This window comes from Caballeronia sp. LZ032 (assembly GCF_031451315.1).
GTDB lineage: Bacteria > Pseudomonadota > Gammaproteobacteria > Burkholderiales > Burkholderiaceae > Caballeronia.
On the sequence record NZ_JARUXP010000007.1, the window covers coordinates 24,307 to 49,198 of the forward strand.

A 24,892-nucleotide genomic window follows, 5' to 3' on the forward strand; every position below is an offset into this window, starting at 1 on the left:
CGGAGGAACTCATGGCAGACCAGCACAAGCCCGGCGAGAAGGTCCAGACTTCGGGCATCTACAAGGTGGTGAAGGAAGGCGACGGCGGCTCCGGCTTCGAGGTGACGTGCGTCGAGGGTGAGCACTTCCCGCCGACGCGCAGCGGCAAGGGCGCGCACTACGAGCTTGTCCACGCTGCGACGCATTCGCACAAACATAGCGAACTGGGCTCCGGCGACTAACCGGCCGTGCCGCGGCTTTTTTCTTCGCCCACAGCCAGTCCTTCGTGGCGCTGACGCTATGGGCAATGCGGACCGTGCTCTCGCTTCGAAACTTTCACCCGCACCGCTTTCCATCAAACCGGCGCGAGTCAGGCCGGGCACGCCTGCTCACGTCACCTTCGCCGTCGAGAACGCCGGCATGTACGACGTCGAGGTCGTGAGCAGCGCATTCGAAATCAAACGGACGATGATTGGCTCACGCCACGCATTGCCGAAAGCGGGATGGGGCTATGCCGTCACCAATGCGATCGTCCCCGGAACGGTACTCCCGGCTCATAGCGAGCTCTGGACGAGCTTCGAGGCCGACCGCCGTACCACGTTTCGCGGCACCGTACCTATCGATCCACCGCCCGATACCGAGCCACAGTACTACTTCTCCGGACGCTTGCTTTACCGGCGCACTCGCGGCGAGCTATTTGAGACGACCGTCTACCGCCGCCTCACCTACCCGGACTGGGTCGGCTCGATCATCGAGCCGGGCGACACCCACCTCAATAAATCCGCCAGCGTAATATTCGCCGCAGCATAAAGCGATCGAGCGACAGTGCGCCGCCCCGCCCATCTCCGACGACTGCCAACCCGCTTAGCTGGTTCCTTCAATCGGATTCACCGGTAAAGCTGCATCGGTGTCGGCTGTCTGCGCAGGTGGCCAGATTGCGGTCCGCTCCGGCTCGACTGACGCCTCGCTGACCGGCCCCAACTCCTCGCCGAACCACGGCACTTCACCACGCATCATTTCGACGTAGGCGTCCCACCCGGCCTGATTGCCGGCGAAGAGGTCATGCTGAACCGTGTGCGCCAAAAGCTTGCGGTTAAGCGGGACCTCAAGCAGCTCCTTCGTCCAAAGGAAGTAGGCGGACGCGGCGCGCGCCGCGAAGTCGCGCGGCATCAACTGAGGCGCGACGAAGCCGAGAAGCGGAAAGCCCGCGAGAGAGTCCTCAGTAGCGGCAGCCTCACCGATAGTCTGATGGCGGTCAGAGCATTTCAAGACGCAGCCGATTGATTCCACCACATCGCCAAAGTGCAGCAGCAGCGCGCGACGCTCCCTCGCGTCATGCGGCTCAACGGCCTTCTCTTCGTTGTTGTCTCGGTTTATCTCGCTCATCTCATCCCCATTTGCTCATTGAGAACGCGGCCGGCGGCCACGGTTGCATTGAACTAGCGCGGAAGATACGCAAGAGGCGCGCCACTGATCTGGCTGCGGGGTACGACCGAATGGGGGAGCCCGGGAACTACACAGTAGCCAGACATCGGCTTGTGGCGACAGGAGCGATGCGCCGTGCCGTCGAATGGCAAGACCGAAAAAAAGAGCCTCGACCGATTTCCCGGGGCGAGGCTCACGTAACACCTATGAACGTGACAACGAACTTTGCTGCGATTTCTCAACTGCTGCGCTTCAACGACTACGTCCCTACTGCGTCTCCTGCTTACCGCTAGACAACGACTGCTTCCCCGGAACGACTGAATGCGAATGAGGAAGCGATGAACGTGAGACGCGCGTGCGGCAACCGCTTGTCCGGATAGGCGTGGAGGTTGGGCCGGAATCTCGGTGACTGCCTCCGTGCGACTCGTGCTGTTCATCGCCACGAAAACAAGTGTAAATGTGCGACGCCGATCACCAAACGACGAAGAAGCGGGGAAACGAGGCTCTGTCCGCGCGATAGGACACGCGTCGTCTGCCGATAAAGCGGCGACCGAAGCGACGACTTAATGCCCTGGAGCAGCCCGAATCAGCGCATGCCGACCGCGCGACGCATTGCCGCCGTGATGCCCTGCCGCGTTCGATGGAAACCCTCCCACGGATCGGTCCTGAGGGAGTGCATACGCTGCGCGGCCGTCTTGATCGTCCACTGATCCGCGCGGCCGATGTCTTGTAGCTCGTCCCACGCAATCGGCATCGACACGCCCATTCCTGACCGAGCGCGTGCGGAGAACACCGCGACCGTGCTCGCCCCTTTGCTGTTGCGCAGGTAGTCGATAAAGATCTTCTTGACTCGGTTCTTGGGGCCAAGGACGGCGGAGAACCGCTCAGGCATCAGCCGCGCCATGTAGCGCGCGACCGCATGCGAAAAGTCTTTCACTTCGTCCCACTGCTGCCGGCGCGTGAGCGGCACGACGATGTGAAAGCCTTTGCCACCGCTCGTCTTGATGAAGCTCTTGAGTCCGATCTCGTCAAGCAACACCTTTGAGAGCGTCGCGGCATCGACCATCATTTGCCATGACAGCTCGGGGTCTGGATCGAGGTCGAGGATGAATCGATCGGGATGGTCGAGGTCGGGCTGCACGGCGTTCCAGCTATGCAGTTCGACGACGTTCATTTGCGCGAGGCTGATGAGCGCTTCGTGATGGTCGACGACCAGCAGCGGCGGATGGCCGGGGTGCAGTTCGATCGGCAGCCGCGTGATACCGGGGATCTTCGAGCGCTCCTCGTGCTTCTGGAAAAATAACTCACCGTGGATGCCGTCCGGTGCCCGTACGAGCGACACCGGCCGATCCTTCAAGTACGGCAACGCGAACTCCGCAATCTCGTCGTAGTAGCGCACGAGATCGATCTTCTTCATGCGCGTTACGTCGTCAATGATCCGCTCGGCGTTGGACACCTTCACGCCTGCAATGACGAGCGTTCCGGCCCGGCCAGGTGATACCCGCGTCGTTCCCTTGGCCTGCGGCAGGCTCTCCGGTTCATCGACGTCGACGACCGTCTCTTCGGTCACGGCGGTGGCCGGCTTGTCCTCGCGCATGCCTTGGAAAACGGGATGACGAACCTCGCCCGACGGCGTCCATTCGAGAAACGACGCTTCGACAACGAGTTCGGGCGCTAGCCAGACGAAGTCGCGATCCTTCTCGCGCGGGGGCGGATTGTAGAAAGGCGGATCGTCGCGAAGAAGCTTCGCCGCCTTCTTCTCAAGCTCGGCGAGCGGGCGCGGCTTCAGCTCTGCCTTAACAGTTCCGGCGAAGCGTAGGCTGCCGTCTCGCTCGTGCACGCCGAGCATCAGCGACCGCATACCGCTTTTTGCGCCCGCCAGTCTCGTGTATCCGCCAACGACAAACTCCTGGCGTTGGAGGCACTTGAGTTTTATCCAGTCGGTCGAGCGGCCCGAACGGTACGGCGCATCGGCGCGTTTGCCGATGATGCCTTCGAGCCGCATCCGGCACGCGGACGCCAGCAGCGATTCCGGGTCTTCGGTGAAGGACTCACTAAAGCGGATACGCTCGCTCGACGTTTGGGCGATCAATTCGCCGAGTAGTTCCCTGCGCTGCGAGAGCGGCACTTCCCGCAAATCACGCCCGTTGAGAAAGGGGAGATCGAACGCGAAAAAGGTCAGTTGCGCGGTGCTGCGGCGGTCAAAAGCATTCTGCAGCGCGTTGAAGTCGGGGGTGCCACTCTCGGTGAGCACGACCACCTCCCCATCAAGCCACGCGTCGTCGACCGGCATCTCGTCGACGGCGGCCGCGAGCGCCGGCAATCGCCCTGTCCAGTCGTGTCCCCCGCGCGTGATCAGCTTCGCGCGTCCGCCCTCGATTCGGCACATCAGGCGATAGCCGTCGAACTTGATTTCATAGAGCCAGTTGCCGCTCGCAGGCGGCCGGCGGGCGAGCGTCGCTAGTTGAGGAGCAATCGACTCCGGCAATAGCGCATCAGCGGTTGGCCCGCCTCGGCTCGGGGAGCGCTTTTTCATGTGCTGACCGGAGGATCATCGACCACGCGAACCAGCGCTCTAGGATAGAGCTGTGCCGCGAGGTCTAGCGCCTCTTGCTTTCGGGCCACAATCATCACAAAGACTCCTCCGGGGCGGTCGGCATCGGGAACCTCAATGCGCCATCCAGCGTGTTCGTTGGGCCGGACGACCACCTCGTCTACGGGTTCATTTCCGATCGTCATAGCGCGATACCCGAAAGCATATTGCGCACTCAGAGCGCAAAGCCCTTGCCCGCACTAATCCACCCTTCCTAGAAGTTCTCTTCTATCCACGCCTTTGCCCATGCGATGGCGCGGTCGTGCGCCGCGCGCTCAGTGTCGAAGTACCCGATATCGGAAAAGTGGAAGATTTGGCCGTCAGCCTCGTCTTCGGTCGGTTGGCGCTCGACTTCGCACCATGAGTGCCAATGGTGGCCGTTTCGTTCAGGCCGCGAGTCAATGGTCCATTCGCGGTACTCGATTTTGTTTGTCGATTCGTCTTGGGGCTGCGGCATGTGCGGCATCGTCGGCGTCGTTGTCATTCGTATAGGTCGTACTGATCAGATTGTCGTAGTCGGGGCGTTCCGTGCTGACGATTGAGCGGAGCATCTTGGTGACGGCGTCGTGGCGGTCCAGGTTCTCGACGATCACGCGGGCGGTGCGCAGCGTGATTTCGTGGCATCTGGGCGAGCCCGAGCCGTCATCCGCTTCGAAGCGGAACCGATGGAGTTCCTCCGCCGATCCTGGTGGTGGCGGCTCATGCGAAACAATGGTCACTTTCATGCCGATTGAACATAGCTACCGTTGCTGGACAATGATAGCAATCGACGAACCTACGGTCCAAGAACCATGGCCCGCGGCCGTTATAGGAAGATTAGATTCCTTGGGCGAGGGGCTACAGCGGCAGCGGCCGCACTTACGCCTTCTCCTGCAATGCAAACCACGCTCATTCACCTGTCATCCACGCCGCGGCATCGAGCCATGGCCGCCGCCGCAGCGGCTTTCTCAATTTTCGCGGCCGTGCTCGTCTGGCCGCACGCCAAGAACGCTGGGCCTGTCATTCCCGCCTTTTTGCCGGTATTCGCCACCTGGGTCACTCTCACGGAGGGGCTGACTGCGCTGCTGCTATGGACGCAGTACGTGGTCTCGGGAAGGTTGCTGTTTGCAGCGCTCAGCGGAGCGTACGCGTTCACCAGCGTCATCGCCGCCATTCAGTTACTCGTCTCCAGGCATCTTCTCGCCGACAGGTCTGCTTGGTGCGGGGCCGCAAACGGCGATCTGGATCTGGGTGTTCTGGCATGGGGGCTTCCCTGCTCTGGTGACGGCCTCGTTGCTTTCCCGCTCGGTTCCATCGAGATTGAACCACCGGGCGCGCGGCAGAGCCGTGGCCGTGGGTGCGGTAGCCCTAGCGGTCGGCCTGTGCGCGCTTGCAACTGCCGGGCAATCGCACCTTCCGTCGTTGGTCGCGCGGTCCGGCTCCTATGCGCAGCTATCAAGCAGCCCCGCTGCACTCATTGTCGAAGCGACGTGTCTGGCCGCGCTCGGACTCCACGTCTCGACCACTCGCCTGCGGTCCCTGATGGACCTGTGGCTGGGAGTCGCGCTGCTCGGCGCGCTGATCGATGTGACGCTGACCCTCTCGGCGAGCGCCCGTTACAGCGTGGGCTGGTACGCCGCACGCGGAGCCTCGATGGTGTCATCGAGCGCTGTACTCGGAATGCTGGTCTATGAGACGACCAGTCTGTACCGCCGACTGTCTGAAACTCACCGGACGCTAGTCGAGACGTCGGCGCGTGACGGCCTCACGGGCGTCTTCAATCGCGCCTACTTCGATGAGCGCTTTGCGCAGGAGTTTTCCTTGGCTTCCGCCAGCAGTCAGCCGTTGTGCGTTCTGCTGATCGATGTTGACCACTTCAAGCCATACAACGACACCTTCGGGCATCTGGCGGGCGATAAGTGCCTGAAACAAGTCGCCGACGCGCTCGCGAGCACCTTGCGTCGTCAAAGCGATTTCATCGCACGATATGGCGGTGAAGAGTTCGTCGTCGTCCTGCCCGCATGTGAATCGGAGGCGGGACTGCGCGTCGGTCAGTCGCTGAGGGCAGCGGTGGAGAAGCTCGCGATTCCATCGGCATCGCCGCGCGGCGGACCCGTCACTGTCTCGATCGGTCTGGCTTGCACGTTACCGAACCAGCCTGAGTCGGGCCAAGCGCTGCTGGGCCTTGCAGACGCCGCCCTGTACCGAGGGAAGTCGCGCGGGCGCAATCGAGTGGTCGATGCCGCAGAGATTGCCGACCACGGGCCGATGTCAAGCCCGGCACGGCTAGGCATCGCTTCGAGCACTAGGCTTTAGAGCGGTGCCCGGCACGAGGCACTGCAATCCGCATTGGCCAGTCTGGCATCGGCGGTTCGCGGTGGTCAACGTCCGCCATTCCGTAGGCGAGCGCGTACCGCCGAGCTGATAGCGCGCACGCGAATTGGCCGAGCGCGCCGCTCGCACGAATTTCTCCGTCGGCGGCACCGATAATCACCATCGCGGTGTAGTAGTTCCCTTCGTCGACAGCAATCGGTGACAGGGTGAAACCCTTGTAGCGCACTTCGTAGTCCGCTTGCATTGCAGTCTTCTCTCAGGTCTAGTCGTTCTTAATACTAGTCCAATTTGCGGTAAATAATACCCGCCATTGAGAGAGAGAAGTAATTCCTTCATACACGCTGATTGTTGCTTTCGGCAAGCGTCGACGAGCTTTGCATCCCTCGAAGATTCGGGGGAACGACGGCAACCACTGTCAGTGGGTACAGCCCGTGCGTGAGATAGCCATGCGCTGCGGCGTCAAGGAGAAAAGCGATGAACCCGATCTTCGATGAAAAGACGCGCGATGGCGAAATCGCAAGGGCGCTAAACACGGCTCTGCACGCTCTGAGCGTTCATTCCGGCGCAATCGTTCTGCTCGACGACAGCGAACCGGTGAGACTAAATTTCAGCTACGAAACTGCGGCGATCCTGCGCGCCATGGAACTGCTTGGCGTGAAGCCCGGGGAAACGCTGCCTGCGCCGAACTTCGGCGATCACAATCTCCGAAATAAGAACGTCCCGGGGTTTTAGGCCCCGGGACGTGCGAATGAACTACGCGGGTTTCGGTTAGGCTGCTGCGACCGCACCTTCAATAGCTTGGCTAAGCTGGCCTACGTCAACAGGCTTGGTGAAGTGGAAGTCGAATCCGGCGTCTGCGGTGCGCGCCCGGTCTTGAGGCTGGCCCCAGCCGGTAATGGCGATGAGGGTGACGTCTTTCATAGAAGGCGTCCCCCTGATATGGCGAGCCACGTCCAGTCCGCTCATTCCCGGCAAACCGAGATCAAGCAAAATCACCTCGGGGCTGTACTGGCCAAGGATCTCCACCGCCTCCTCGCCTGAATAGACGGTGCGGACTTCATGGCCCTCCAATGCGAGAAGCGCCGTCATCGCATCGGCGGCATCGACGTTGTCATCAACGACTAGAATGCGGCGCGTCTTAATCGACGATGGGATCACAAGCGCATCGCGCGCCGGCACCTCAGGTGGCACTACCCTGCAGTTTGCCGGGAGGTGAATGGAGAAACAGCTCCCTTTGTCTTTTCCGGCGCTTGATGCCGTTAGACGGCCTCCGTGCAGTTCGATCAGTGATTTCGACAGCGCCAGTCCGATGCCCAGACCCCCTTGCCGGTGATGATCCGGGTTCACTTGTGAGAACATCGAGAAGATCGCTGACAACTTGTCCGGCTCGATGCCAATGCCGTTATCGCGGACTGCCAAAACAATCTCCGCCTCGACAGAGGTCACCGTCAGTTCGATGTGCCCGCCCGGTTGAGTATATTTCGCCGCGTTGGTGAGAAGGTTGGCGATCACCTGCGCGAGCCGTAGGCGGTCCACCTCGAGATGGACCGGCCGGGCGGGGAGCTTGACGACGAGCTCATGGCTCTTGCCGTCAAGCATCGGCCTCGCGGTTTCGACCGCATCGTCAATCACTTCCTTGAGCGCCACCGCTTCCCTGCGCAACGACAGAGCCCCGCGTGTAATGCGCGAGACGTCCAGTAGGTCATCCAGTAAAAGTGCCATCGCGGCCGACTGTCGGCGCAGCAACGTCGTGCACCACCTTCTTTGCCCGTCCGTCACACCGGGCTGTTCGAGTATCTCCGCGACCTGTCGGATCGGCGCGAGTGGATTGCGCAGTTCATGGGCGAGCGTCGCGAGGAACTCATCCTTGCGGCGATCAGCTTCTGCGAGCGCCTGTTCTGCTCGCACCCGCGCCGTGACATCACCGAACCACGCGACGACCGAACCATCGAGTGACGCGGCGACGACGTGAAACCATTGATCGCCGTTAGCTCCTTGAACACGGACGTCGAAGGCGTCGCGCCCTTGCCGTTCAACTAGGGGGGCGAGTCGTTCAAGCAAAATATCGGCATCCCACCCGGGCGGGCGGACATAGGAAGTCGAACTACCGACCACGACCCCTGAGCCTTCGTTAAATAACTGCGCGGCCGCCTCGTTCAGGTAGTCCCAACGAAGTTCCGTGATGTAACCGCCGCGCATCACCGGCGTGACGATGAAAAACGGCACGCCGGCGCTATTCAACGCCACGTCGAACCGATGTCGCGCATCGCGCTCGACCTGCAATAGGCGCCCCGCTGCGTCCTGCGTCGCTGCTTCGGCTGTCCCCGCGCGCCTCGCCACCTTGGCCAATTGCTGTCCGGCAATCACCAGCACCGCGCCGACGACTGTGTAAGCCAGCAGCACAATTTGTTCGTTCGACCGCGGCACCTCCAAGCGGCCGATAGGGTCCATCCACAGCGCGCCAAACCCGATCCCGGTTAGGAGAAGCAATGCCCCCGAGAAAGTGCCGAACAGCACGGTGACAAACGGCAGCGCGGCGCTAATGAGAAGGAATGGCAGCCGGCCTTGTGCAAGCATGGTCAGCATTTGCTGCGCTACTAGGATAGCGGCTGTCGACGCGAAGCCAAGTAGAAGGCGCGTCTTGAACGGGTATTGTGCGATACGAACGATCATGACTGAGGCCCGAGTGTAAAGCTTTTGTCCGGCGCATTATCCATTCCTCGTATATAAAAAGGGGATGCACCGCACTGCAGGCGAAAAAAAAGCTCCGGGGGCGACCCGGAGCTTGAACACAGTGAAAATTGGCGGCTAAGCCGCTTCCGCAAAAAGACTTAGCTGCGTCGGGTCGTATCCCAACAGCGAGTCGTGCTCCTCGTCATCGATCGCGTTCGCGATCAGATGCGCATCGAGCCCCGCCGGTGCCAGGTTCAACCGCTGAGCGAGTCGCGAGAAGTACTGCCCGCGCTTGGCCATGTCCTGATACCGCTGCGCCATGCCAGTCGGCAGTTTCACGATGCCCTCGTTCAGCCAGAAATGCGCTGAGTCAATAGCGTCGCGATGCTGCGTGTCCAACAGGAAAGCAGTGTCATACGTGCACGTCACGAATGCACAGGCGGCTTGCGCGTCCACCTCAAACTGCGTGGCTTCCTCGAAATACACCGTCTGCTCGCCACCGGTCGTCCTCGCATATCGCCCTGGCCGACTGGGATGCCGGTAAGGATTCCACTGCTCTGCATCGAACGAGCGCAGTCCGAGCGACGGCGCGTCCCGGTCATACTGCCCGACCGGATACCAGCCGTGCAGGAGGATGTCGGTCTTTGGCAAGCCGTCGAGCTTTGGAACCGGATACCGACGCCCAAGCACGTTCACGTCGTGCCAAACCGCGAGCGCCGGAAACGCATGCGGCGCGTAGTGATGCATCGAGAGAAAGAAGTCGATGGCCACCAACTGCTGCGGTGTCACGAACTCGAACTGCGGCTCGCACAGCAGCCGATTCTCTTCCGTGTCGGGAATCAGCCCGGTTGCCAGCGCACCCGAGTGCGCTTCGGCGCGGTCGCGCTCGGCCGCGTCGATACTGCAGAGCTTCTTGAGCAAGTCGACTCGCGTCGCGTAGCTGTAGGTGTCTGCCTGGATGCGCGTGTATCCCGCATCGCTCAGCGAACGTCCCACCAACTCCCGGCGCGACATGTCCCACTGGATTGCTAGCAGATAGTTGCGAAAGTCGTTCAGCGGCCGAAGATGCCCGTACTGCTCATCCTCGATCATGGCCTCAAGTGACTTGTCCCGGTCACCGGCGACGCAACAAAATGCGCACCCGAAACGCGAGCCGCACGCGGCGCGAGCACCCGATTCACCCACCACGACGCCGCACGTACCACCGTTGCCAGCGCGGTAGATCTCCGACAGGCGGTGGATAGTCGCGGGCAGCAACGGCGAAACGAACGGCATGCATTTTGGATCGGCTAACAACGCGAGCATCGTCCACACATCGTCAGACGTCCATTCGCTTAACGGGCTGAGGGTGAGCGCCCCGGTTCGGCTTCTAACCGCGTGATCGGCGCTGTCGCGTCGCTCAGTCATTGCGACCGCACGCGAGGTGCTTTCGTCCCTGCCAATCACATCTACAACAGACCGGCAAAGTGTTACATGCCATGCCGCATTGGCGAATTCGCACAGGTAACACTTTCGACGCGTAATTGCCTACGATTTTTCGAAATCCCGCTGCAGGTTTCCAGGAAGTGTTACCGCTCGATTCGATGGTGTAGCGCGTCGTGACCGACTGGCCTCTGAAACGTGAATGCGACTTTCGTTTTGCCGCTCATCCGTCGTGCGGCGCCTGCCTGACGCCTATCCCAAGTGAGAAGCTTTTGATTTCGGCTTGGCCGTTTCCATTGATGTCAGCTCGTGAATGATCCCGCAGTTCTCGACCGGCCGCGCACCACCACATCTCTCGCGCAGCTTGGTTAATTGCGCCCGAAGTTGAAGCAGTTCATCGATACGCGTGTTGACGTGGTCAATGTGTTCATCAATTAGCGCGTCCACGGCACCACAGCCGATGCCTGAGTTGTCAGCGGCCTCAAGCAGCGAACGAACTTCGTCGTGCGTAATGTCCAGTGCGCGGCAGTTCCGGATGAAACGCAAGCGGTCGACGTGGCCCTCGTTATAGGTCCGATAGTTCGCCTCTGTCCGGTCCGCCACGGGAAGCAACCCTTCCTTTTCATAGAATCGGATCGTGTCGGTGGTGCAATTAGCCAGTCGCGCCAGTTCACCGATTTTCATGTTTTTTCCGTTCCACCTTGACCTTGGAGCCACTCCAAGGTGTTTACTACATCATAAATCAAGGATGGATACCACCATGTCGGATGGAAACGTTTCGAAAAGGCGCCAGGAGCACGGCTCAGACGCTGTAACTGCACATGAGCAGGACCGCGGCCGCATTGCCAGGCGCGCAGAGCGCCATGATGACGAGGAACACGAACGCGGCTCCTCGAGCGGTCACGCCCACTGCTGCGAAGACGCAGACGACCGAAAGAGTGGCCACGACCACGACGATAGCCAGGCTAACGAACATTCGGGTGGAAAAAGCTGTTGCGCGCCTTCCAACGCCGACAGCTGTTGTGGCGCCGAGACCCGGACATTCGGAGCGCTTGCCGAGCCAATCGCGGATGGCTCGAATCAGCGAAAGCGCGGTCATGGTCACGAACACAGCCAAGACCATTGCGAGAGTGACGCTCCCCGACCTGCGGCCGGCAATAGCTGCTGTGCGACTGCCGCTAGCGATAGCTGCTGCGCACATCTTGCCTTATCTCTCAGCGCATTAGCCGCGCCGACTTCGGTTGGCGGCACGGTTCGGACACAAATCCGCATCCTTCAGATGGACTGCCCGACAGAGGAAGCGTTAATCCGCAAAAAACTGACTGGCATGCAGGCGGTTACCGCGATGGAATTCAATCTGATGCAGCGCGTGCTGACGGTTGCTCACAAGCCAGAGGCGCTTGCCCCCGTACTCGATGCCGTACGGTCACTGGGCTTCACGCCGGAGCTGGCTAGCGCAGATGGGCAACCTGAGAAGGTGCCGGAACCTGAGCACAAATCCTGGTGGCCGCTGGCGCTTTCCGGCATTGTGGCGATTTGCGCGGAGGTCGCCAGTTGGCTCTGACAGCCTTCTTGGCTCGTCGCCGCACTCGCTTTGCTCGCGGTATTTGGCTCGGGGCTGACGACATACAAGAAAGGTTGGATTGCCGTCCGCAACGGTAACCTGAACATCAATGCACTGATGAGCATCGCCGTCACGGGCGCGCTGCTGCTCGGCCAGTGGCCGGAAGCAGCGATGGTCATGGTGCTTTTCACCATAGCCGAACTCATCGAGGCAAAGTCGCTCGACCGTGCTCGCAATGCTATCCAGGGCTTGATAAGGCTGGCGCCGGAAACGGCGACCGTCAGGCAGTCGGATGGGTCGTGGGCTGAAGTGGAAGCGAGCTCCGTCACTCTCGGTGCGGTCGTCCGCGTGAAGCCTGGCGAGCGCATCGGTCTCGACGGCGAAATCACAAACGGCCGTTCGAGCATCAATCAAGCGCCCATCACTGGGGAGAGCCTTCCCATCGAAAAGGCGGAGGGTGACGCGGTGTTCGCTGGAACCGTCAACGAGTCGGGTTCGTTTGAGTACAGGGTCACTGCCGCAGCAAACAACACGACGCTGGCGCGCATCATTCACGCAGTTGAAGAGGCGCAGGGTTCGAAGGCTCCAACACAGCGGTTCGTCGACGAGTTCGCTCGCATCTATACCCCGATCGTTTTCGTCGTGGCGCTCGCAGTTGGGGTAGTACCACCGCTTTTGTTTTCGGGCGACTGGTTCGACTGGATTTACAAGGCGCTTGTCCTGCTCGTCATCGCTTGTCCCTGCGCGCTAGTTATCTCGACACCGGTCTCGATTGTCAGCGGCCTCGCGGCAGCGGCGCGCCGAGGCATCCTTGTCAAGGGCGGTACGTATCTGGAACAGGGACGAAAGCTCGAATGGCTTGCACTGGACAAAACCGGAACCATCACCCACGGCAAGCCGCTCCAGACAGAGTTCGAACTGCGTGTGACGGACATTGATGCCGCACGCGTTCGCTCACTCGCAGCAAGCCTGTCAGATCGTTCCGACCATCCGGTATCGACGGCCATTGCACGAGCCGCGGACAATGACGACATAACGCGGTATCGGGCCGAAGAATTTGAGGCAATTCCTGGGAGAGGCGTTCGCGGCGTTGTCGATGGGAAAGGTTATTCGCTCGGCAACCATCGGCTGGTCGAAGAACTTGGTCGCTGCTCCGCAGAGATGGAGGAGCGACTCGATGCCCTTGAACGTCAAGGCAAGACGGTCGTAATGCTGATTGACGACAGCCGGGTGCTCGCGCTCTTTGCGGTGGCAGACACCGTCAAGGACAGCAGCCGCGAGGCAATTTCAGAGCTTCACGAGCTCGGCGTGCGCACGGCGATGCTGACCGGCGACAACCGTCACACCGCGCAAGCCATCGCGAAGCAGGTCGGAATCGACCAGGCTGACGGAAATCAATTGCCGGAAGATAAGCTGCGTGCAATAGAGCGGCTCTCCGCGAACGCAGTCATAGTCGGCATGGTTGGCGACGGCATCAACGATGCGCCTGCGCTCGCGCGTGCTGATATTGGCTTTGCAATGGGCGCCATGGGAACTGATACGGCAATCGAACGGCAGATGTCGCGTTGATGGACGATGACTTAAGGAAGCTTCCTGCGTTTATTCGTCTGTCGAAGGCTACCCACTCAGTTCTTGTGCAGAACATTACGCTAGCACTCGGAATCAAGGCTGTATTCCTTGCATTGACGGTGGTCGGCTACGGAACCATGTGGATGGCCGTATTCGCTGACGTGGGAGCCAGCCTGCTCGTTGTCGGCAATGGCCTTCGTCTGCTGCGCAAGTGACCGGGCGAACCTTTGCTAGTACGCTTTGAATCGACCGGAGGTTGCGATGGGATAGTTGCAATGTATGTTGCACGGGCATTTTCTCTGCCTTTCCGTTCGACATGTCGATCCTGCACTACGCAAGGACTCGGCGCGAAGTCCATTCATGCCACACCGGCCCTGCGTAACACCATCAGATGGCTGAACTAGGAGCCGCTTTTTCCCGCGCCTGACCAGGCTTCCCCGGCCCATCGACGGGGTCTGCATGCCGCGCATCATGAATAGCATCGAGAGCGGACAAATCAGTACGCTGGCCATCGCTACGAATGTGCTGAGCTCGCCCAGTATCTGAGGCAGAGCCCAGTAACCGATTGCTAGAATCAGTGCGAGAGCAAGCGCAATAGTCACCGTCGACTTCGTGTTGTACTTCGAGGTTGAATCCTCGCGGCGATGTGTTGAGATATTGTGGGAGAGAACGAAACACATATTTACTTCGACGGAGCAGCTGCGGCCTGGTCCGCGTACTTGAGCATAATGTCGCCCATCGCACGCATCATCTCGCCGTGCATCTTCATCGCGGTTTTCGGGTCCATACCGGCCGTACCGCCCATCATCGGGCAGTTCCCCATCATTCCGCCCATGCCCATCATCGAGCCGTGTTCCCGACTCGGCGATGACGAGCCGGGAGACGTATTCACTCCTGCTCCTGCTGCCGCCATGCTGACGGCACTTGCACCGAGAAGCACTGCCGGAAAAATCAATGCGCCTACAGTTTTAGTGTTCATGGAAAGCTCCGAAATTCAATTGAATCGTGTCGCTCGTGAAGCGTTCACGCGCAGGTCGACAGTCGTTGCGCGTAGGCGAACGTGTGCGAGCGACGGCACACAACCGATCAAACCTGGTTGAAAGGGAGTTACACCGAACGAGGCGGAGGCGCGGGAAGTTCCGGAATGAACTCTTCAGCGAAGTTGGGAGTAACCGCCCGATAGACAGGTGACGAAGGCGCGTCGAGGAGCGAATGCTTCACGGGTATGGGCGGCACACCGCAAAGGAAACCGCTTGCGCCGCCCGGGCAGACGTGATGGACGTTCACGGCGTTGTGTTCCACGTCGTGTCCGCAGGGTGTCGAGTCAAAGGCATCCGACACGCTGGCTTGCTGTGATGCCATTGCCGTCATTTCCGGGCATGACGTCGCCCATGCCGGGTCGCCAATCAAAGGCAACCAGACAATCAGCAAACATGCGACGAGTTTTACCCAAAATTTCATGAAGTTCAGTATAGGCCTGGTCGCGGCGCACCGCTAAGACAACGTCAGGAGACTCAGGCGTGGCTTCATGTCACTGGGGCCCATTTCTCCAGGTGCGGCAGGAACGCATCGGCGCCGACGAATCCGGCGAGTAGCGCGTCGAATTGCGGCCGCTGCGTCGAAAAAGGATGGCTGGCGGTTCAAAAGTCTGAAGCGCCTCGCCATCGCTCGGCGACCACCTCGTGCGCCGCGCCGAGCGACACCCGCTAACAGAAACGCTGCTCGGATGACAGTAGTGCCGACTCGTTGACAGTTGCGCGGCCAGCGACGTCAGAGAGACAGCAAGCCGAGCGCAATGCGCAAGACATGTCTGACCGTCTCGTTCCACGCTTCAACTGATGTCGCTAGCATCGCGGGTTCTGTCTATTACGAGCCTGCGAGTACGGCGTCAATTCATCGTCAAGATTGTTTTTCCAGCCTCACAATGGTCAGGTTGCCGTTGACGTTCTCGATGCGAACCCTGACCTTGTCGCCCTCGTGGACTCGCTTGACCATCGCAGCATCCTTTGCCTTGAAGGCCATCGTCATTGGCGGCATGCCGACGTTCTCCAGCGCGCCGTGCTTCAGCGTAATCATGCCGGTCGTCGCGTCCACGTTCTTGATTTCCGCATCGGTCAACGCGGCGTTCGACGACGCCTTCGCGGCCGAAGATTTTGTGGACATATTCATGCCGGCCATGTCATCGCCAGCAAACGCGAGGGTGGCGACAACGGCTGCAAACGCCGCTGTCGCGACAATCAGTTTCTTCATTGAATTTCTCCAGTTTCGGTTGATGGCACTCTCGCGCCGGAAGGTACTTCACGACGAAAACGGGCCGCGCTGGCCTTTCGTGCTTGACGGCGCTGTGACAGGAACCAGGCGGCGGGAATCACGAACATCGACAGAAGGGGCGCGGTGACCATGCCGCCGACCATCGGCGCAGCGATGCGCTGCATGACTTCCGTCCCCGCGCCCTGTCCAACCATGATGGGCACGAGACCAGCCAGCACGACCGCAACCGTCATCGCTTTCGGCCGCACCCGCAGCACAGCGCCTTCGAGAATTGCGTCGAAAAGCAGCGCCTCTGTCAGAGGCTTACCGTTTTCCAGCCGACGATTAAGTGCCCCCTTGAGGTACAGCAGCATCACGACGCCAAATTCAGCAGCAACACCGGCGAGTGCGATGAAGCCCACAGATGTCGCGACCGACACGGCATGACCCAATATCCAGATGAACCAGAGGCCGCCCACCAGCGCGAAAGGCACCGTCGACATGAGCAACAACGCGTCAGCCGCGGAATTGAAGGTCAGGAAGAGCAGCACGAAGATGACGACCAGGGTCACGGGAATGACCGTCCGCAGTTTGGCCGCCGCGCGCTCCAGGTACTCGAACTGTCCGGACCACGCGATTGAGTACCCGGCGGGAAGAACGACCTTTTCCGCAACGGCACGCTGCATTGCTTTCACGGCTGACTGCAGGTCCGTGTTTCGGATGTCCACGTAAACGTAGCCCGAGAGACGCGCATTTTCGCTGCGAATCATCGGGGGACCGTCGGCAATTGCAATATGTGCGACATCGCCGAGCTGTATTTGCGCGCCCCTGTCGGTGATGACTGGCAACTGGCGAAGCCGCTCGAGCGAATCCCGGACTTCGCGTGGATAGCGGATATTGATGGGAAACCGCTCCCGACCAGCAATTACTTCGCCGACGTTGTCACCCCCTACCGCCGACGAGACGACCGACTGGATGTCGGCCACACTCAGCCCGTAACGGGCCGCCGCAAACCGGTCGATATTGACATCAATATAACGACCTCCGTTTAGCCGTTCGGCCAATGCGGACGTCACGCCAGGCACGTCCTTCAAGGCTGCCTCGACCTGCGTCGCAATCCGGTCTATCTGCGAGAGGTCCGCACCGGAAATCTTGACCCCGACGGGCGTCTTGATGCCCGTCGACAGCATGTCCAGGCGATTGCGGATGGGCGGCACCCAGACGTTCGACAAGCCAGGGACCTTGACTGTCGCGTCCAGTTCGTCGACGAGCTTCTCCGGCGTCATGCCCGGGCGCCACTGGTTGCGCGGTTTGAACTGAATTGTGGTCTCAAACATTTCGAGCGGTGCCGGGTCCGTGGCAGTGTCGGCGCGGCCCGACTTGCCGAACACGGTCGCCACCTCCGGCACGGTCTTGATGAGCCGGTCGGTCTGCTGCAGCAGTTCGGACGCTTTCTCGGCCGAAATGCCCGGAAGCGCCGTCGGCATGTACAGAAGGTCGCCCTCATCAAGCGGAGGCAGAAATTCCCCACCGAGATGCGAAACCGGGACTACCGTGGCAGCCAACGCAATCACGGCGAGCCCAATCACGAACCACGGGCGTCGAAGCGTTGCTTCGAGCAGGGGCCTATAGAGGCGAATGAGCACCCGGTTGATGGGATTGGCATTTTCGTGCGGGATGCGGCCACGTATGAGGTAGCCCATCAGGACGGGCACGAGCGTGACCGACAGTCCCGCAGCAGCCGCAATCGTGTAGGTCTTAGTGAATGCCAGCGGCGAGAACAGCTTACCTTCCTGCCCTTCCAGCGAGAAGACCGGAATGAACGACAGCGTGATGATGAGCAGCGAGAAGAAGAGCGCCGGCCCTACTTCGGCCGCAGACGTTGCGATGAGCTCCCAGCGTTGCGCGGCAGAAATCCGCACGCCAGGATACTCATGCTCGAATGCTTCCAGATGTTTGTGAGCATTCTCTATCATCACGATAGCGGCATCAATCATCGCGCCAATGGCAATCGCAATACCGCCGAGCGACATCAGGTTCGCATTGACACCCTGATAGTGCATCACGATGAACGCGGCGAGAACGCCGAGCGGTAACGACAGAATCGCAACGAACGCACTGCGCAAATGAAACAGGAAGGCCGCACAGACAATCCCGACGACGATGAACTCTTCAATGAGCTTGTCTTTAAGGTTGTCTACTGCGCGCTCGATGAGCTGGGAGCGGTCATAGGTGGTTACAACTTCCACGCCGGCGGGTAGAGAACGTTTAAGGTCGGCGAGCTTCGCTTTCACGGAGTCGATGGTCGTCAGTGCGTTCTTCCCCGAGCGCATAACGATGACCCCACCCGCGACTTCACCCTGCCCGTTGAGCTCCGCAATGCCGCGCCGCATCTCGGGTCCAATCTGGATACGCGCCACATCGCCGAGCAGTACCGGTGTACCCGCATCGTTTGTGCGCAGCACGACGTTGCGGAAGTCATCCAGGGAATGAAGATAGCCGGAAGAGCGGACCATGTATTCGGACTCCGCCATCTCGACCACCGAACCGCCCGATTCCTGGTTCGCCTTGGCCAGTGAATCGGCCACCATTGCCTGGGTGATGCCAAATGCGCGCAGTTTGTCCGGGTCGAGGACGACCTGATACTGGCGCACCATGCCGCCGATGCTGGCCACCTCCGACACATCGGGCACCGACTTCAACTCGAACTTCAGGAACCAGTCGTTCAGCGCCCGCAGTTGCCCAAGGTCGTGATGCCCGGTTCTATCGACCAGCGCGTACTCGTACACCCAGCCCACGCCGGTCGCGTCAGGACCGAGCGAGACCGTCGCTCCCGACGGCAAGCGGCTTTGCACCTGATTCAGGTATTCGAGCACGCGCGAGCGTGCCCAGTATTGGTCCGTCTTGTCATCGAAGAGCACGTACACGAACGCGTCGCCGAACGACGAATAGGCGCGAATGGTTTTTGCGCCCGGCACGCCAAGCAGTGTCGTGGTGAGCGGATAGGTGACCTGGTCCTCGATGACCTGCGGTGCCTTGCCCGGATACGATGCTTTGATGATGACCTGGGTGTCGGACAGGTCAGGCAGCGCGTCGAGCGGCGTTTCGCTTACCGAGTAGGCGCCCCATGACGTGACCAGCACGGTCGCAAGCAACACGAGGAATCGGTTGCGGATGGACCAGCGGATAAGACGCGCAATCATTTGGCGCCTCCGACCGGTTCGACCTTTGTCAGCTGGTAGCCGTCTCCAGACTGCCGAAAGACGAAGTGCTTGGTCTCGCCCGGCTTTACATCCGGAAACGCGTCTGGCGCGGGCTTACTGAATGACATAGTCATTGCGGGCCAGTTCAGGGCGGGAACGGGCTGGTGCGAAAAGGTGATGTCGCCTGCAGTTACTTTCTCGACCTTCCCGGTGGTCTCATACGTCTGAGTCGCCCCCGAAGATGAGGCTTCAGCCGAACCGGTCGCGGCCATGACGTCCGTTGCGCTCGATGCGCGGCGACCTTCGAGCCTCGGCAGAACCGATTTGAGGCTGGCTTCGGAATCGATGAGGAATTGGCCGGAAGCGACGACAGTCTCGCCCTCCTTCAGACCACTGACGACCGCAGTCTCGTTACCAATGTCGTTGCCGACGGTGACATTGACAGGTTGCAGGCGTCCGTCGCCGTTCTTCACGATGACGACGGAGCGTTTGCCGGTTGTGATAACGGCTTCTGAAGGCACTAGCAGCCGCGGCACTGCCTTCTGGCCGGCGACGTGCACTCGCATGAGCATGCCCGGCGTCAGCTTGAGCGCTGAATTGTCGAGTTCAAGGCGAGCCTGCAGTGTGCGGCTGGTCGTGCTGATGCCAGGCAGGATTTCCCGAATCTGGCCTTTGAAGCGCTGGGATGGGTCACCGCTAAACGTCGCGTCGACCGCCATGCCAGGTTGCACGGACAACGCGAGCGCCTCTGGGATTTCGACGACGAGCCACAGTTTCGAGAGCCCCGCGATTTTGGCGAGCGTCTGCCCAGGAGTGACCATCGCGCCTTCCCTGACGTTCAGTTCGCTCACGACGCCCGTTTCCGGCGATGACAGCACGACATGGGTCTGCGCCTTAGCGGTCCGGTCGAGGGCCGCGATGACGCCGTCCGGAATCGACAACGCCCGCATGCGCGCGCGGGACGCTTCCAGCATGTTGCTGTCCATTCCACTGCGCTTGAGCGCAAGGTACTCTTCCTGCGGTGCCAGCCAGTCCGGAACGAAGAGCGACGCAATCGGTGCGCCCTTTGCAATCCGCTGCATCGGGGCGCTGGCGTTTAGGTGGTCGATGTAACCCGTCACGCGTGATTGCACGACGTCTGCTCGCGACTCGTCGAACTGTGTGGTGCCGACGGCGTCGAACCCATCCGAAGTATCCTGCCGGCGCACGGTCGCGTAACGGATACCGAGGTTCTGCTGAAGGCCAGGATCGATGCTGACACCCGGCGCGCTACCATCTTCGTCCGCGTAGACGGGTACGAGTTGCATGTCCATGAAAGGCGACTTGCCCGGCTTGTCGAAATGTTGTGCCGGAACCATCGGGTCGTGCCAATAGAGGACTTTGCGACCCGCTCTCGCGTCGACCTTGTCTGCTGACGTTGACACCGGGGCGAGAGCGCCTGCTCCCCCCGAAGCCGGACGCTGGGTGCCTGCAACATAGCCGACGGCGAGTAGGGCCGCTGCCGCAAACACCGCCAAGGCTGCGCGTGCCAATTGTTTCTTTTGCATGCGTTTCTCCTTCACTGACCTGCGGTCATCGAAGCCGGGACGACCTGGTATTCAAGCTGTGCCCAGGTCTGTGACACGTCTCGCCGCAGGTCAAGCACCTGAAGTTCAGCCTCTAATTGCGCGCGTCGTGCTGCAAAGGTGTCGGCGAGTGAGCCGGTGCCTGCCTTATAGGCGGCAGCCGCCAGTTGTACGCGCTGGCCAGCAGCGGGAAGGAGAGAGTCGGAGAGATTGGCAATGCGCTCGCGACCGCTCTCGAGGGTGGCGGACTGCGTACGAATGTCGGCTTCGACCTGACGCTGCGCGTCCTCGTACATCAGGCGCGCCCTAGTGCCAAGCTCCGCCTTTTCCGCTGCATCCCGGTCCTGGCGATTTTTGCCATTGATGGCCAACGGGATGCTGACGCCAATCGACACCATGTTCGAATACGCTCCGCCGCGCTGTTGATACGCAACGCCCCACGTCCAGTTCGGGCTTCGGTTACTGTTCGCGACAGCCGTATCGGCATCGGCGAGCGCGATGTCGCGCGACGCAGCGACGAGCGCCGGCTGCACCTCACGCAGTTCCTCCGGAGGTAGCGTCGAGACGTAGGACAAGGGCGCAGGTGGCTCGCCTGTCACGTCGGACGCGGGCATTGCCGTCCATCGCGACAGCCCAATGAGTGCCGTCCGGAAGGTCTGGCGGGTCTTGAGCAACTGGTCCTGGGTCTGCGCGAGCATTACCTGCGCTTGCGTGACGTCAGCGGCAGTCGCCTTCGCCCCACGATATGAAGCCTTCGTCGCGGCGAGCTCATGACTCATATGGTCAACGAGTTCCTGCTGCAACGAGACGGTCTTCTTTGCGTAGGCCGCGTTCAGCCACGCAATGGCGGTCTGCTGACGCGTGTTCGCGAGCTGCGCCAAATAGCCCGCTCGCTCCCGGTCAACGACGTCGTTTGCTAGAGCGGATTGGAGTCGGCGCTTCTCGCCCGACACCCATTCCTGCTCGATGCCGACGCGACGCATGGTCATGAAATCCTGACCGACCGTGAATTTCTGCTGCCCGGTCACGGGCAAATTGTCGATGCCCGCCTTAAGCGTCGGGTCGGGCAACTGGCCGGCCCGGACGGCTGCCTCCGAGCTCGCGCGTACCGAGGCCTGCGCCGCACCCATGACGGCGGAATGGTCCGTCGCGGCCTGAAGTGCCGCATCAAGCGTAAAGGGTGTTTCCTGAGCGTAGGAGGCTACGCTCGTGAGAATAAGCGCGGCGAAAAGTGAACGCGCGCGCAGAGATGCACGCCGGCATGACGGCGTGCCAATGATTGAAGGCATGTTCTAGTCCCAACGGCGGACTCCGATAAGGAATCCACGTCCTGGATGCAGGACGACCTCGCCGCGGATGCGGCGAACCTGTCAGCGAGGGATTAGATGGAGCGAGGAGGTCGCCAGAGGCCGGCCAACTCACGGACGGCAAGCGACTGTGCGTAGTGAAATACGACCGGACTGGACAGCGCGCCGGGACGGATTATTTCAATACGTGGTACCGGATGATAAAGGCTACCAAGCTGGCACTGAGCAGTCGTCTTGCACGAGATGTCCTTGACCTTCTCGTGCTTGGACGGATTCGTCATCTCGCAACCGGGCATCTCTGACGACATCGCGCTGCTTTCGTCGGAACCCGCGCTCATCTGCATCGGACATTCTCCGGTCAAGCCGCTTGCTGCCAGCCCACTGATGGGCAGCACAGCGCAAAGCAGCAGAAGAAGCAGTGTCCGGAGGAATCTCATGGCCGAGATGATAGCGAACCTATTTTAGTCACGTTTTCGCCAGCTTGTCCCAACGCTTTCATGCAGCGCATGGAATTTCACACCGTCTTTCAACGCTTGGCCTTCCCACCACGGGAAGATGCATGCCGAAATGCTTCACCTTTGGCGTCCCACTGAACTATTTGTCTGAAGCCAGCTTGACCGCCAACCGGTTCCTTTCTTCAAGAAGACCGTCATACATCGAATACACTTGCTGCAGGTGTGCGAGAAGCGACTTGAACATTTCCTTTGCGTCAGCCTGCTTCGCGGCGTTCGCCTTCGTCTGCAATGCTTTCGTCTCAGACATCAGTCTCGCGATAAGCGCTTGATCGTCGTCGGCCTTCCGCTGTTGCTTCTGCGCGGTCTTGAGTTCCTTGATATTTTCCTTCAGGTCCGGGTAGCGGTTGTAAATCAGCGAATGCGATACGCCACACCGTGCCGCGACCGCGTGAATGCTGATACTCTCGCCGGCCTCACGCATCTCGCGTATCGCCGCAATAATCCGGGCTCGTGTGTCCATCATCGGGCGTCCACCGTAATCAATTGCTCTGAGGTGAGTTGGTCAATGATCTTGTTCGCCGCAAAGAGGTTGTCTTCCAGGGACTGCCGGAACGCCTGAAACTGGTCTTGCGCTTCGTGCGGCATGCCGTCAATCCGCCCGATTTTGGCCTCGCAACTTGCACTAATCGCTCTCCAATATGGGAGATGCTTCGGTGTCGCAAAGTAAGTGTCGCAGTATAGGCAGTGGGACGGATCGGCCGCATTCCTGATCTTGCATGACGGCCCCTTTGTGCAGTAGCCATGCGGCAAACCGCGGATCGACTCGCTGTGTCGCGTTGTGAAAGTGATAACATCTTTCATGCTTTTGAAATGCGGCTGCTGCTCCGTCCCAAACGCTTCGTCATTCATTCCATCGTTCAACGACATCAACATCCTCTTGAGACGTTCGCCACCACCGCCGGCAACACGACCGGTGACCGCCGACTGAACAATATCGTTGACTGACCGGCCATTGACCAATGCCTCAAAGTGCTCGATCACGCTCCTCAGTTCGTTGAGTGACTTGAATCCGCGTTCGGTATAAACGAAGGTCATCGCGCGATGTAGATGCTTAAACTGATATTTAATGTCGTCGAGATCGCCCAGTCTGTTCGCGATAATGAACCAGGCAAACGTATGCCGGAATTGGTGGGCAGTCAGATTGAACGGGTCTCCGACGCGATACGGTTTCCCGCGATTCCCGCTGTTGCCCGCCACCGAACGGTAATTGCATTCCATCTCCTCCAGCTGAACCATGTCCGCAGCGGTAAGGGGAATCCGGTAATGTGAGAGCTTGAGCGCACGTATGCCGTCGGCGCCTTTTGTATAGCGAACGAAATTCGCCGTAAAGACCGTCAGGCGCAGACCGAATAGCCATCGATTGGCCAGCCCGTGCGCGAACGTGTTCACGTCGTCGTCGGTGAGGTGATCGCCGTAGTGTTGCTGGAGCAGTCGGGCGCGTTCATAATAGAGTTCGTTGACCTTGGACAGTAGCGTCACGCCGCGCCATGCAGACTCATTGGCGATCCAGTCGAGGCTGATTGCATTGTCGTCTGTCTTTGACAGTAGGCTCTTCAGATAGAAAACCGTCTCCCCTCCTTCGGTCCGCTTGCCTGCACAACCCGTTTGTAGCGCACCTGCTTCGCCATCCCGCATGCCCGTGAACGCAAGGACCAGCGCATACGTGTGCAACTGAAGGTCACGAAAGTAATCGTAAAGAAGAGTTTTCAGCCGCCTTGCTGCCCTTCGCGCCGTCGAATAGACGGCTGCCGCCGGATCGACGCATTTCGCTGCGACAATACCCCGATGTGTCTCGCGAAAAACAGCAGCGAATTCGTCGAACCTTGCTTCCGCCTGCTCGACATACCCGGTGGCTTCGGCAATCACACGCTTCATCACGCCCGTCGGGACGATCGCGTGCCGAAGCCGGTTTTGCGCTTCGTGCTGGTCGATTGCCGGCAGCGTTAATTTGTTCACGAGTTCTGCGAAGTCAGTTCTGTCAACTAGCGCATACATTGACAGGCACTTCAGCGCGTCGCGAGCCGACTTGTAGCCAGACGTGAAGACCTTGGCATTCATGCCTCCATCTTTTTCGCTGTCCATCAGAAACCCCAGCAGGATCGTACGCAACTTGAGCGACGGGAGCTGGTCGAGGGTCCGAAACGACTGCAATCCACGTTGGGCACAATAGCGAGAGAACCGTGCTAACGAACGAACGCGCTGCGTAACGGATAGCCATTTGTACGGCGTGCCGCCTTCCCGGGCGCCCGAGTGAAGCAGGAGGAGCATGAGGGCTTTAAGCTCATAATCGAATTGCACACTTCCAGTGGCCACCACCAGCCCCTTCTGGATTCCCCGCTGGCGAAAATCCTGCCCGCCGAACGTATAGATGGCCCGCGGCGCCCGCTGGTCACTATAGGCCCAGACGATCTTGTCACGAAGCGAATCAATTTCGCTGACCGACAGGTCGTTGATGGCGATCCGGCCATTTGCCGTTGAAATGACATCAATAATTTCCGGGAGATCGGTTTTCAT

22 protein-coding genes and 2 pseudogenes are annotated in these 24,892 nt (G+C 60.2%); 6 read left to right on the plus strand and 18 right to left on the minus strand.

Annotation, left to right across the window (positions count from 1 at the left end; translation table 11 throughout):
- Positions 1 to 11 precede the first annotated feature (11 nt).
- A complete protein-coding gene (locus QCE69_RS36590; protein ID WP_035967815.1) occupies positions 12 to 221 on the plus strand; it encodes a hypothetical protein in 210 nt (69 codons plus the stop codon).
- Positions 222 to 279: 58 nt separating this feature from the next.
- Positions 280 to 789: a hypothetical protein gene (locus QCE69_RS36595; protein ID WP_309935803.1), complete on the plus strand. Its 510-nt coding sequence runs from the start codon at positions 280 to 282 to the stop codon at positions 787 to 789.
- 54 nt (positions 790 to 843) lie between these two features.
- Here the strand turns inward: QCE69_RS36595 and QCE69_RS36600 are convergent, their stop codons facing one another.
- The 3 genes from QCE69_RS36600 to QCE69_RS36610 form a co-directional block, all read right to left on the minus strand.
- The gene (locus QCE69_RS36600; RefSeq protein WP_309935804.1) at positions 844 to 1,365 is read right to left on the minus strand and encodes a hypothetical protein; all 522 of its coding nucleotides are present in this window, start codon (positions 1,363 to 1,365) and stop codon (positions 844 to 846) included.
- 625 nt (positions 1,366 to 1,990) lie between these two features.
- A complete protein-coding gene (gene ligD, locus QCE69_RS36605) occupies positions 1,991 to 3,940 on the minus strand; it encodes a DNA ligase D (protein WP_309935805.1) in 1,950 nt (649 codons plus the stop codon).
- A 455-nt stretch (positions 3,941 to 4,395) separates the two neighbouring features.
- Complete coding sequence (locus QCE69_RS36610; protein WP_309935806.1) at positions 4,396 to 4,722, minus strand: hypothetical protein; 327 nt, start codon at positions 4,720 to 4,722, stop codon at positions 4,396 to 4,398.
- 198 nt (positions 4,723 to 4,920) lie between these two features.
- On the opposite strand from QCE69_RS36610, the pseudogene QCE69_RS36615 reads away from it, so the two are divergent.
- Positions 4,921 to 5,626: pseudogene (locus QCE69_RS36615) on the plus strand (MASE4 domain-containing protein); the annotation flags it as partial.
- A 30-nt stretch (positions 5,627 to 5,656) separates the two neighbouring features.
- A complete protein-coding gene (locus tag QCE69_RS36620) occupies positions 5,657 to 6,292 on the plus strand; it encodes a GGDEF domain-containing protein (protein ID WP_309935872.1) in 636 nt (211 codons plus the stop codon).
- On the opposite strand, the gene QCE69_RS36625 is transcribed toward QCE69_RS36620, so the two are convergent.
- Positions 6,282 to 6,554: a hypothetical protein gene (locus QCE69_RS36625; protein WP_309935807.1), complete on the minus strand. Its 273-nt coding sequence runs from the start codon at positions 6,552 to 6,554 to the stop codon at positions 6,282 to 6,284. The genes QCE69_RS36620 and QCE69_RS36625 overlap by 11 nt on opposite strands.
- A 230-nt stretch (positions 6,555 to 6,784) precedes the next feature.
- Here QCE69_RS36625 and QCE69_RS36630 point away from each other — a divergent pair, with 230 nt between their 5' ends.
- On the plus strand, positions 6,785 to 7,042 hold the full coding sequence (locus QCE69_RS36630; RefSeq protein ID WP_309935808.1) for a hypothetical protein: 258 nt from the start codon (positions 6,785 to 6,787) through the stop codon (positions 7,040 to 7,042).
- Between the two features lie 36 nt (positions 7,043 to 7,078).
- Here the strand turns inward: QCE69_RS36630 and QCE69_RS36635 are convergent, their stop codons facing one another.
- The 4 genes from QCE69_RS36635 to QCE69_RS36650 form a co-directional block, all read right to left on the minus strand.
- Positions 7,079 to 8,983 (minus strand): ATP-binding protein, encoded by a 1,905-nt coding sequence (locus QCE69_RS36635; protein WP_309935809.1) that lies wholly within the window; start codon positions 8,981 to 8,983, stop codon positions 7,079 to 7,081.
- Between the two features lie 135 nt (positions 8,984 to 9,118).
- Positions 9,119 to 10,390, minus strand: a complete 1,272-nt coding sequence (locus QCE69_RS36640) for a hypothetical protein (protein WP_309935810.1) — start codon at positions 10,388 to 10,390, stop codon at positions 9,119 to 9,121.
- Positions 10,391 to 10,657: 267 nt separating this feature from the next.
- Positions 10,658 to 11,089, minus strand: a complete 432-nt coding sequence (gene cadR / locus QCE69_RS36645; protein WP_244797922.1) for a Cd(II)/Pb(II)-responsive transcriptional regulator — start codon at positions 11,087 to 11,089, stop codon at positions 10,658 to 10,660.
- Between the two features lie 118 nt (positions 11,090 to 11,207).
- Entirely contained in the window at positions 11,208 to 11,528 is a 321-nt protein-coding gene (locus tag QCE69_RS36650) for a hypothetical protein (RefSeq protein ID WP_309935811.1), read from the minus strand.
- Positions 11,529 to 11,684: 156 nt separating this feature from the next.
- Between QCE69_RS36650 and QCE69_RS36655 the strand changes: the two are divergent.
- Positions 11,685 to 13,753 (plus strand): annotated as a pseudogene (locus QCE69_RS36655) (heavy metal translocating P-type ATPase).
- A 15-nt stretch (positions 13,754 to 13,768) separates the two neighbouring features.
- Here the strand turns inward: QCE69_RS36655 and QCE69_RS36660 are convergent.
- From QCE69_RS36660 to QCE69_RS36705, 10 genes are all read right to left on the minus strand, one after another.
- Positions 13,769 to 14,218 carry a DUF2933 domain-containing protein gene (locus tag QCE69_RS36660; protein ID WP_244797920.1) on the minus strand — a complete coding sequence of 150 codons (450 nt, stop codon included), beginning with the start codon at positions 14,216 to 14,218 and terminating at the stop codon, positions 13,769 to 13,771.
- A 2-nt stretch (positions 14,219 to 14,220) separates the two neighbouring features.
- Entirely contained in the window at positions 14,221 to 14,517 is a 297-nt protein-coding gene (locus QCE69_RS36665) for a hypothetical protein (protein WP_244797919.1), read from the minus strand.
- Between the two features lie 128 nt (positions 14,518 to 14,645).
- Positions 14,646 to 14,999, minus strand: a complete 354-nt coding sequence (locus QCE69_RS36670; protein ID WP_244797918.1) for a hypothetical protein — start codon at positions 14,997 to 14,999, stop codon at positions 14,646 to 14,648.
- A gap of 438 nt (positions 15,000 to 15,437) precedes the next feature.
- On the minus strand, positions 15,438 to 15,788 hold the full coding sequence (locus QCE69_RS36675; protein WP_244797917.1) for a copper-binding protein: 351 nt from the start codon (positions 15,786 to 15,788) through the stop codon (positions 15,438 to 15,440).
- Entirely contained in the window at positions 15,785 to 18,991 is a 3,207-nt protein-coding gene (locus tag QCE69_RS36680) for an efflux RND transporter permease subunit (RefSeq protein ID WP_244797916.1), read from the minus strand. The genes QCE69_RS36675 and QCE69_RS36680 overlap by 4 nt, the downstream gene beginning before the upstream one ends.
- On the minus strand, positions 18,988 to 20,538 hold the full coding sequence (locus tag QCE69_RS36685) for an efflux RND transporter periplasmic adaptor subunit (protein ID WP_244797915.1): 1,551 nt from the start codon (positions 20,536 to 20,538) through the stop codon (positions 18,988 to 18,990). Before QCE69_RS36685 ends, QCE69_RS36680 begins: the two co-directional genes overlap by 4 nt.
- 11 nt (positions 20,539 to 20,549) lie before the next feature.
- Positions 20,550 to 21,845 (minus strand): TolC family protein, encoded by a 1,296-nt coding sequence (locus QCE69_RS36690; protein ID WP_244797914.1) that lies wholly within the window; start codon positions 21,843 to 21,845, stop codon positions 20,550 to 20,552.
- A gap of 92 nt (positions 21,846 to 21,937) precedes the next feature.
- Entirely contained in the window at positions 21,938 to 22,300 is a 363-nt protein-coding gene (locus QCE69_RS36695; RefSeq protein ID WP_244797913.1) for a hypothetical protein, read from the minus strand.
- 157 nt (positions 22,301 to 22,457) lie between these two features.
- Positions 22,458 to 22,841, minus strand: a complete 384-nt coding sequence (locus tag QCE69_RS36700) for a DUF6262 family protein (RefSeq protein WP_244797912.1) — start codon at positions 22,839 to 22,841, stop codon at positions 22,458 to 22,460.
- Positions 22,838 to 24,892, minus strand: a complete 2,055-nt coding sequence (locus QCE69_RS36705) for a hypothetical protein (RefSeq protein WP_309935812.1) — start codon at positions 24,890 to 24,892, stop codon at positions 22,838 to 22,840. Before QCE69_RS36705 ends, QCE69_RS36700 begins: the two co-directional genes overlap by 4 nt.

Bases quoted from the DNA above. Each gene is read 5' to 3' on its own strand.
- QCE69_RS36680 (WP_244797916.1), bottom strand. From the start codon at position 18,991: ATGATTGCGCGTCTTATCCGCTGGTCCATCCGCAACCGATTCCTCGTG.
- QCE69_RS36595 (WP_309935803.1), top strand. From the start codon at position 280: ATGGGCAATGCGGACCGTGCTCTCGCTTCGAAACTTTCACCCGCACCG.
- QCE69_RS36635 (WP_309935809.1), bottom strand. From the start codon at position 8,983: ATGATCGTTCGTATCGCACAATACCCGTTCAAGACGCGCCTTCTACTT.
- QCE69_RS36700 (WP_244797912.1), bottom strand. From the start codon at position 22,841: ATGATGGACACACGAGCCCGGATTATTGCGGCGATACGCGAGATGCGT.
- QCE69_RS36695 (WP_244797913.1), bottom strand. From the start codon at position 22,300: ATGAGATTCCTCCGGACACTGCTTCTTCTGCTGCTTTGCGCTGTGCTG.
- ligD (WP_309935805.1), bottom strand. From the start codon at position 3,940: ATGAAAAAGCGCTCCCCGAGCCGAGGCGGGCCAACCGCTGATGCGCTA.
- cadR (WP_244797922.1), bottom strand. From the start codon at position 11,089: ATGAAAATCGGTGAACTGGCGCGACTGGCTAATTGCACCACCGACACG.
- QCE69_RS36640 (WP_309935810.1), bottom strand. From the start codon at position 10,390: ATGACTGAGCGACGCGACAGCGCCGATCACGCGGTTAGAAGCCGAACC.
- QCE69_RS36660 (WP_244797920.1), bottom strand. From the start codon at position 14,218: ATGTGTTTCGTTCTCTCCCACAATATCTCAACACATCGCCGCGAGGAT.
- QCE69_RS36630 (WP_309935808.1), top strand. From the start codon at position 6,785: ATGAACCCGATCTTCGATGAAAAGACGCGCGATGGCGAAATCGCAAGG.
- QCE69_RS36625 (WP_309935807.1), bottom strand. From the start codon at position 6,554: ATGCAAGCGGACTACGAAGTGCGCTACAAGGGTTTCACCCTGTCACCG.
- QCE69_RS36670 (WP_244797918.1), bottom strand. From the start codon at position 14,999: ATGAAATTTTGGGTAAAACTCGTCGCATGTTTGCTGATTGTCTGGTTG.
- QCE69_RS36610 (WP_309935806.1), bottom strand. From the start codon at position 4,722: ATGAAAGTGACCATTGTTTCGCATGAGCCGCCACCACCAGGATCGGCG.
- QCE69_RS36600 (WP_309935804.1), bottom strand. From the start codon at position 1,365: ATGAGCGAGATAAACCGAGACAACAACGAAGAGAAGGCCGTTGAGCCG.
- QCE69_RS36675 (WP_244797917.1), bottom strand. From the start codon at position 15,788: ATGAAGAAACTGATTGTCGCGACAGCGGCGTTTGCAGCCGTTGTCGCC.
- QCE69_RS36685 (WP_244797915.1), bottom strand. From the start codon at position 20,538: ATGCAAAAGAAACAATTGGCACGCGCAGCCTTGGCGGTGTTTGCGGCA.
- QCE69_RS36705 (WP_309935812.1), bottom strand. From the start codon at position 24,892: ATGAAAACCGATCTCCCGGAAATTATTGATGTCATTTCAACGGCAAAT.
- QCE69_RS36665 (WP_244797919.1), bottom strand. From the start codon at position 14,517: ATGAACACTAAAACTGTAGGCGCATTGATTTTTCCGGCAGTGCTTCTC.
- QCE69_RS36690 (WP_244797914.1), bottom strand. From the start codon at position 21,845: ATGCCTTCAATCATTGGCACGCCGTCATGCCGGCGTGCATCTCTGCGC.
- QCE69_RS36620 (WP_309935872.1), top strand. From the start codon at position 5,657: ATGCTGGTCTATGAGACGACCAGTCTGTACCGCCGACTGTCTGAAACT.
- QCE69_RS36650 (WP_309935811.1), bottom strand. From the start codon at position 11,528: ATGGTCTTGGCTGTGTTCGTGACCATGACCGCGCTTTCGCTGATTCGA.
- QCE69_RS36590 (WP_035967815.1), top strand. From the start codon at position 12: ATGGCAGACCAGCACAAGCCCGGCGAGAAGGTCCAGACTTCGGGCATC.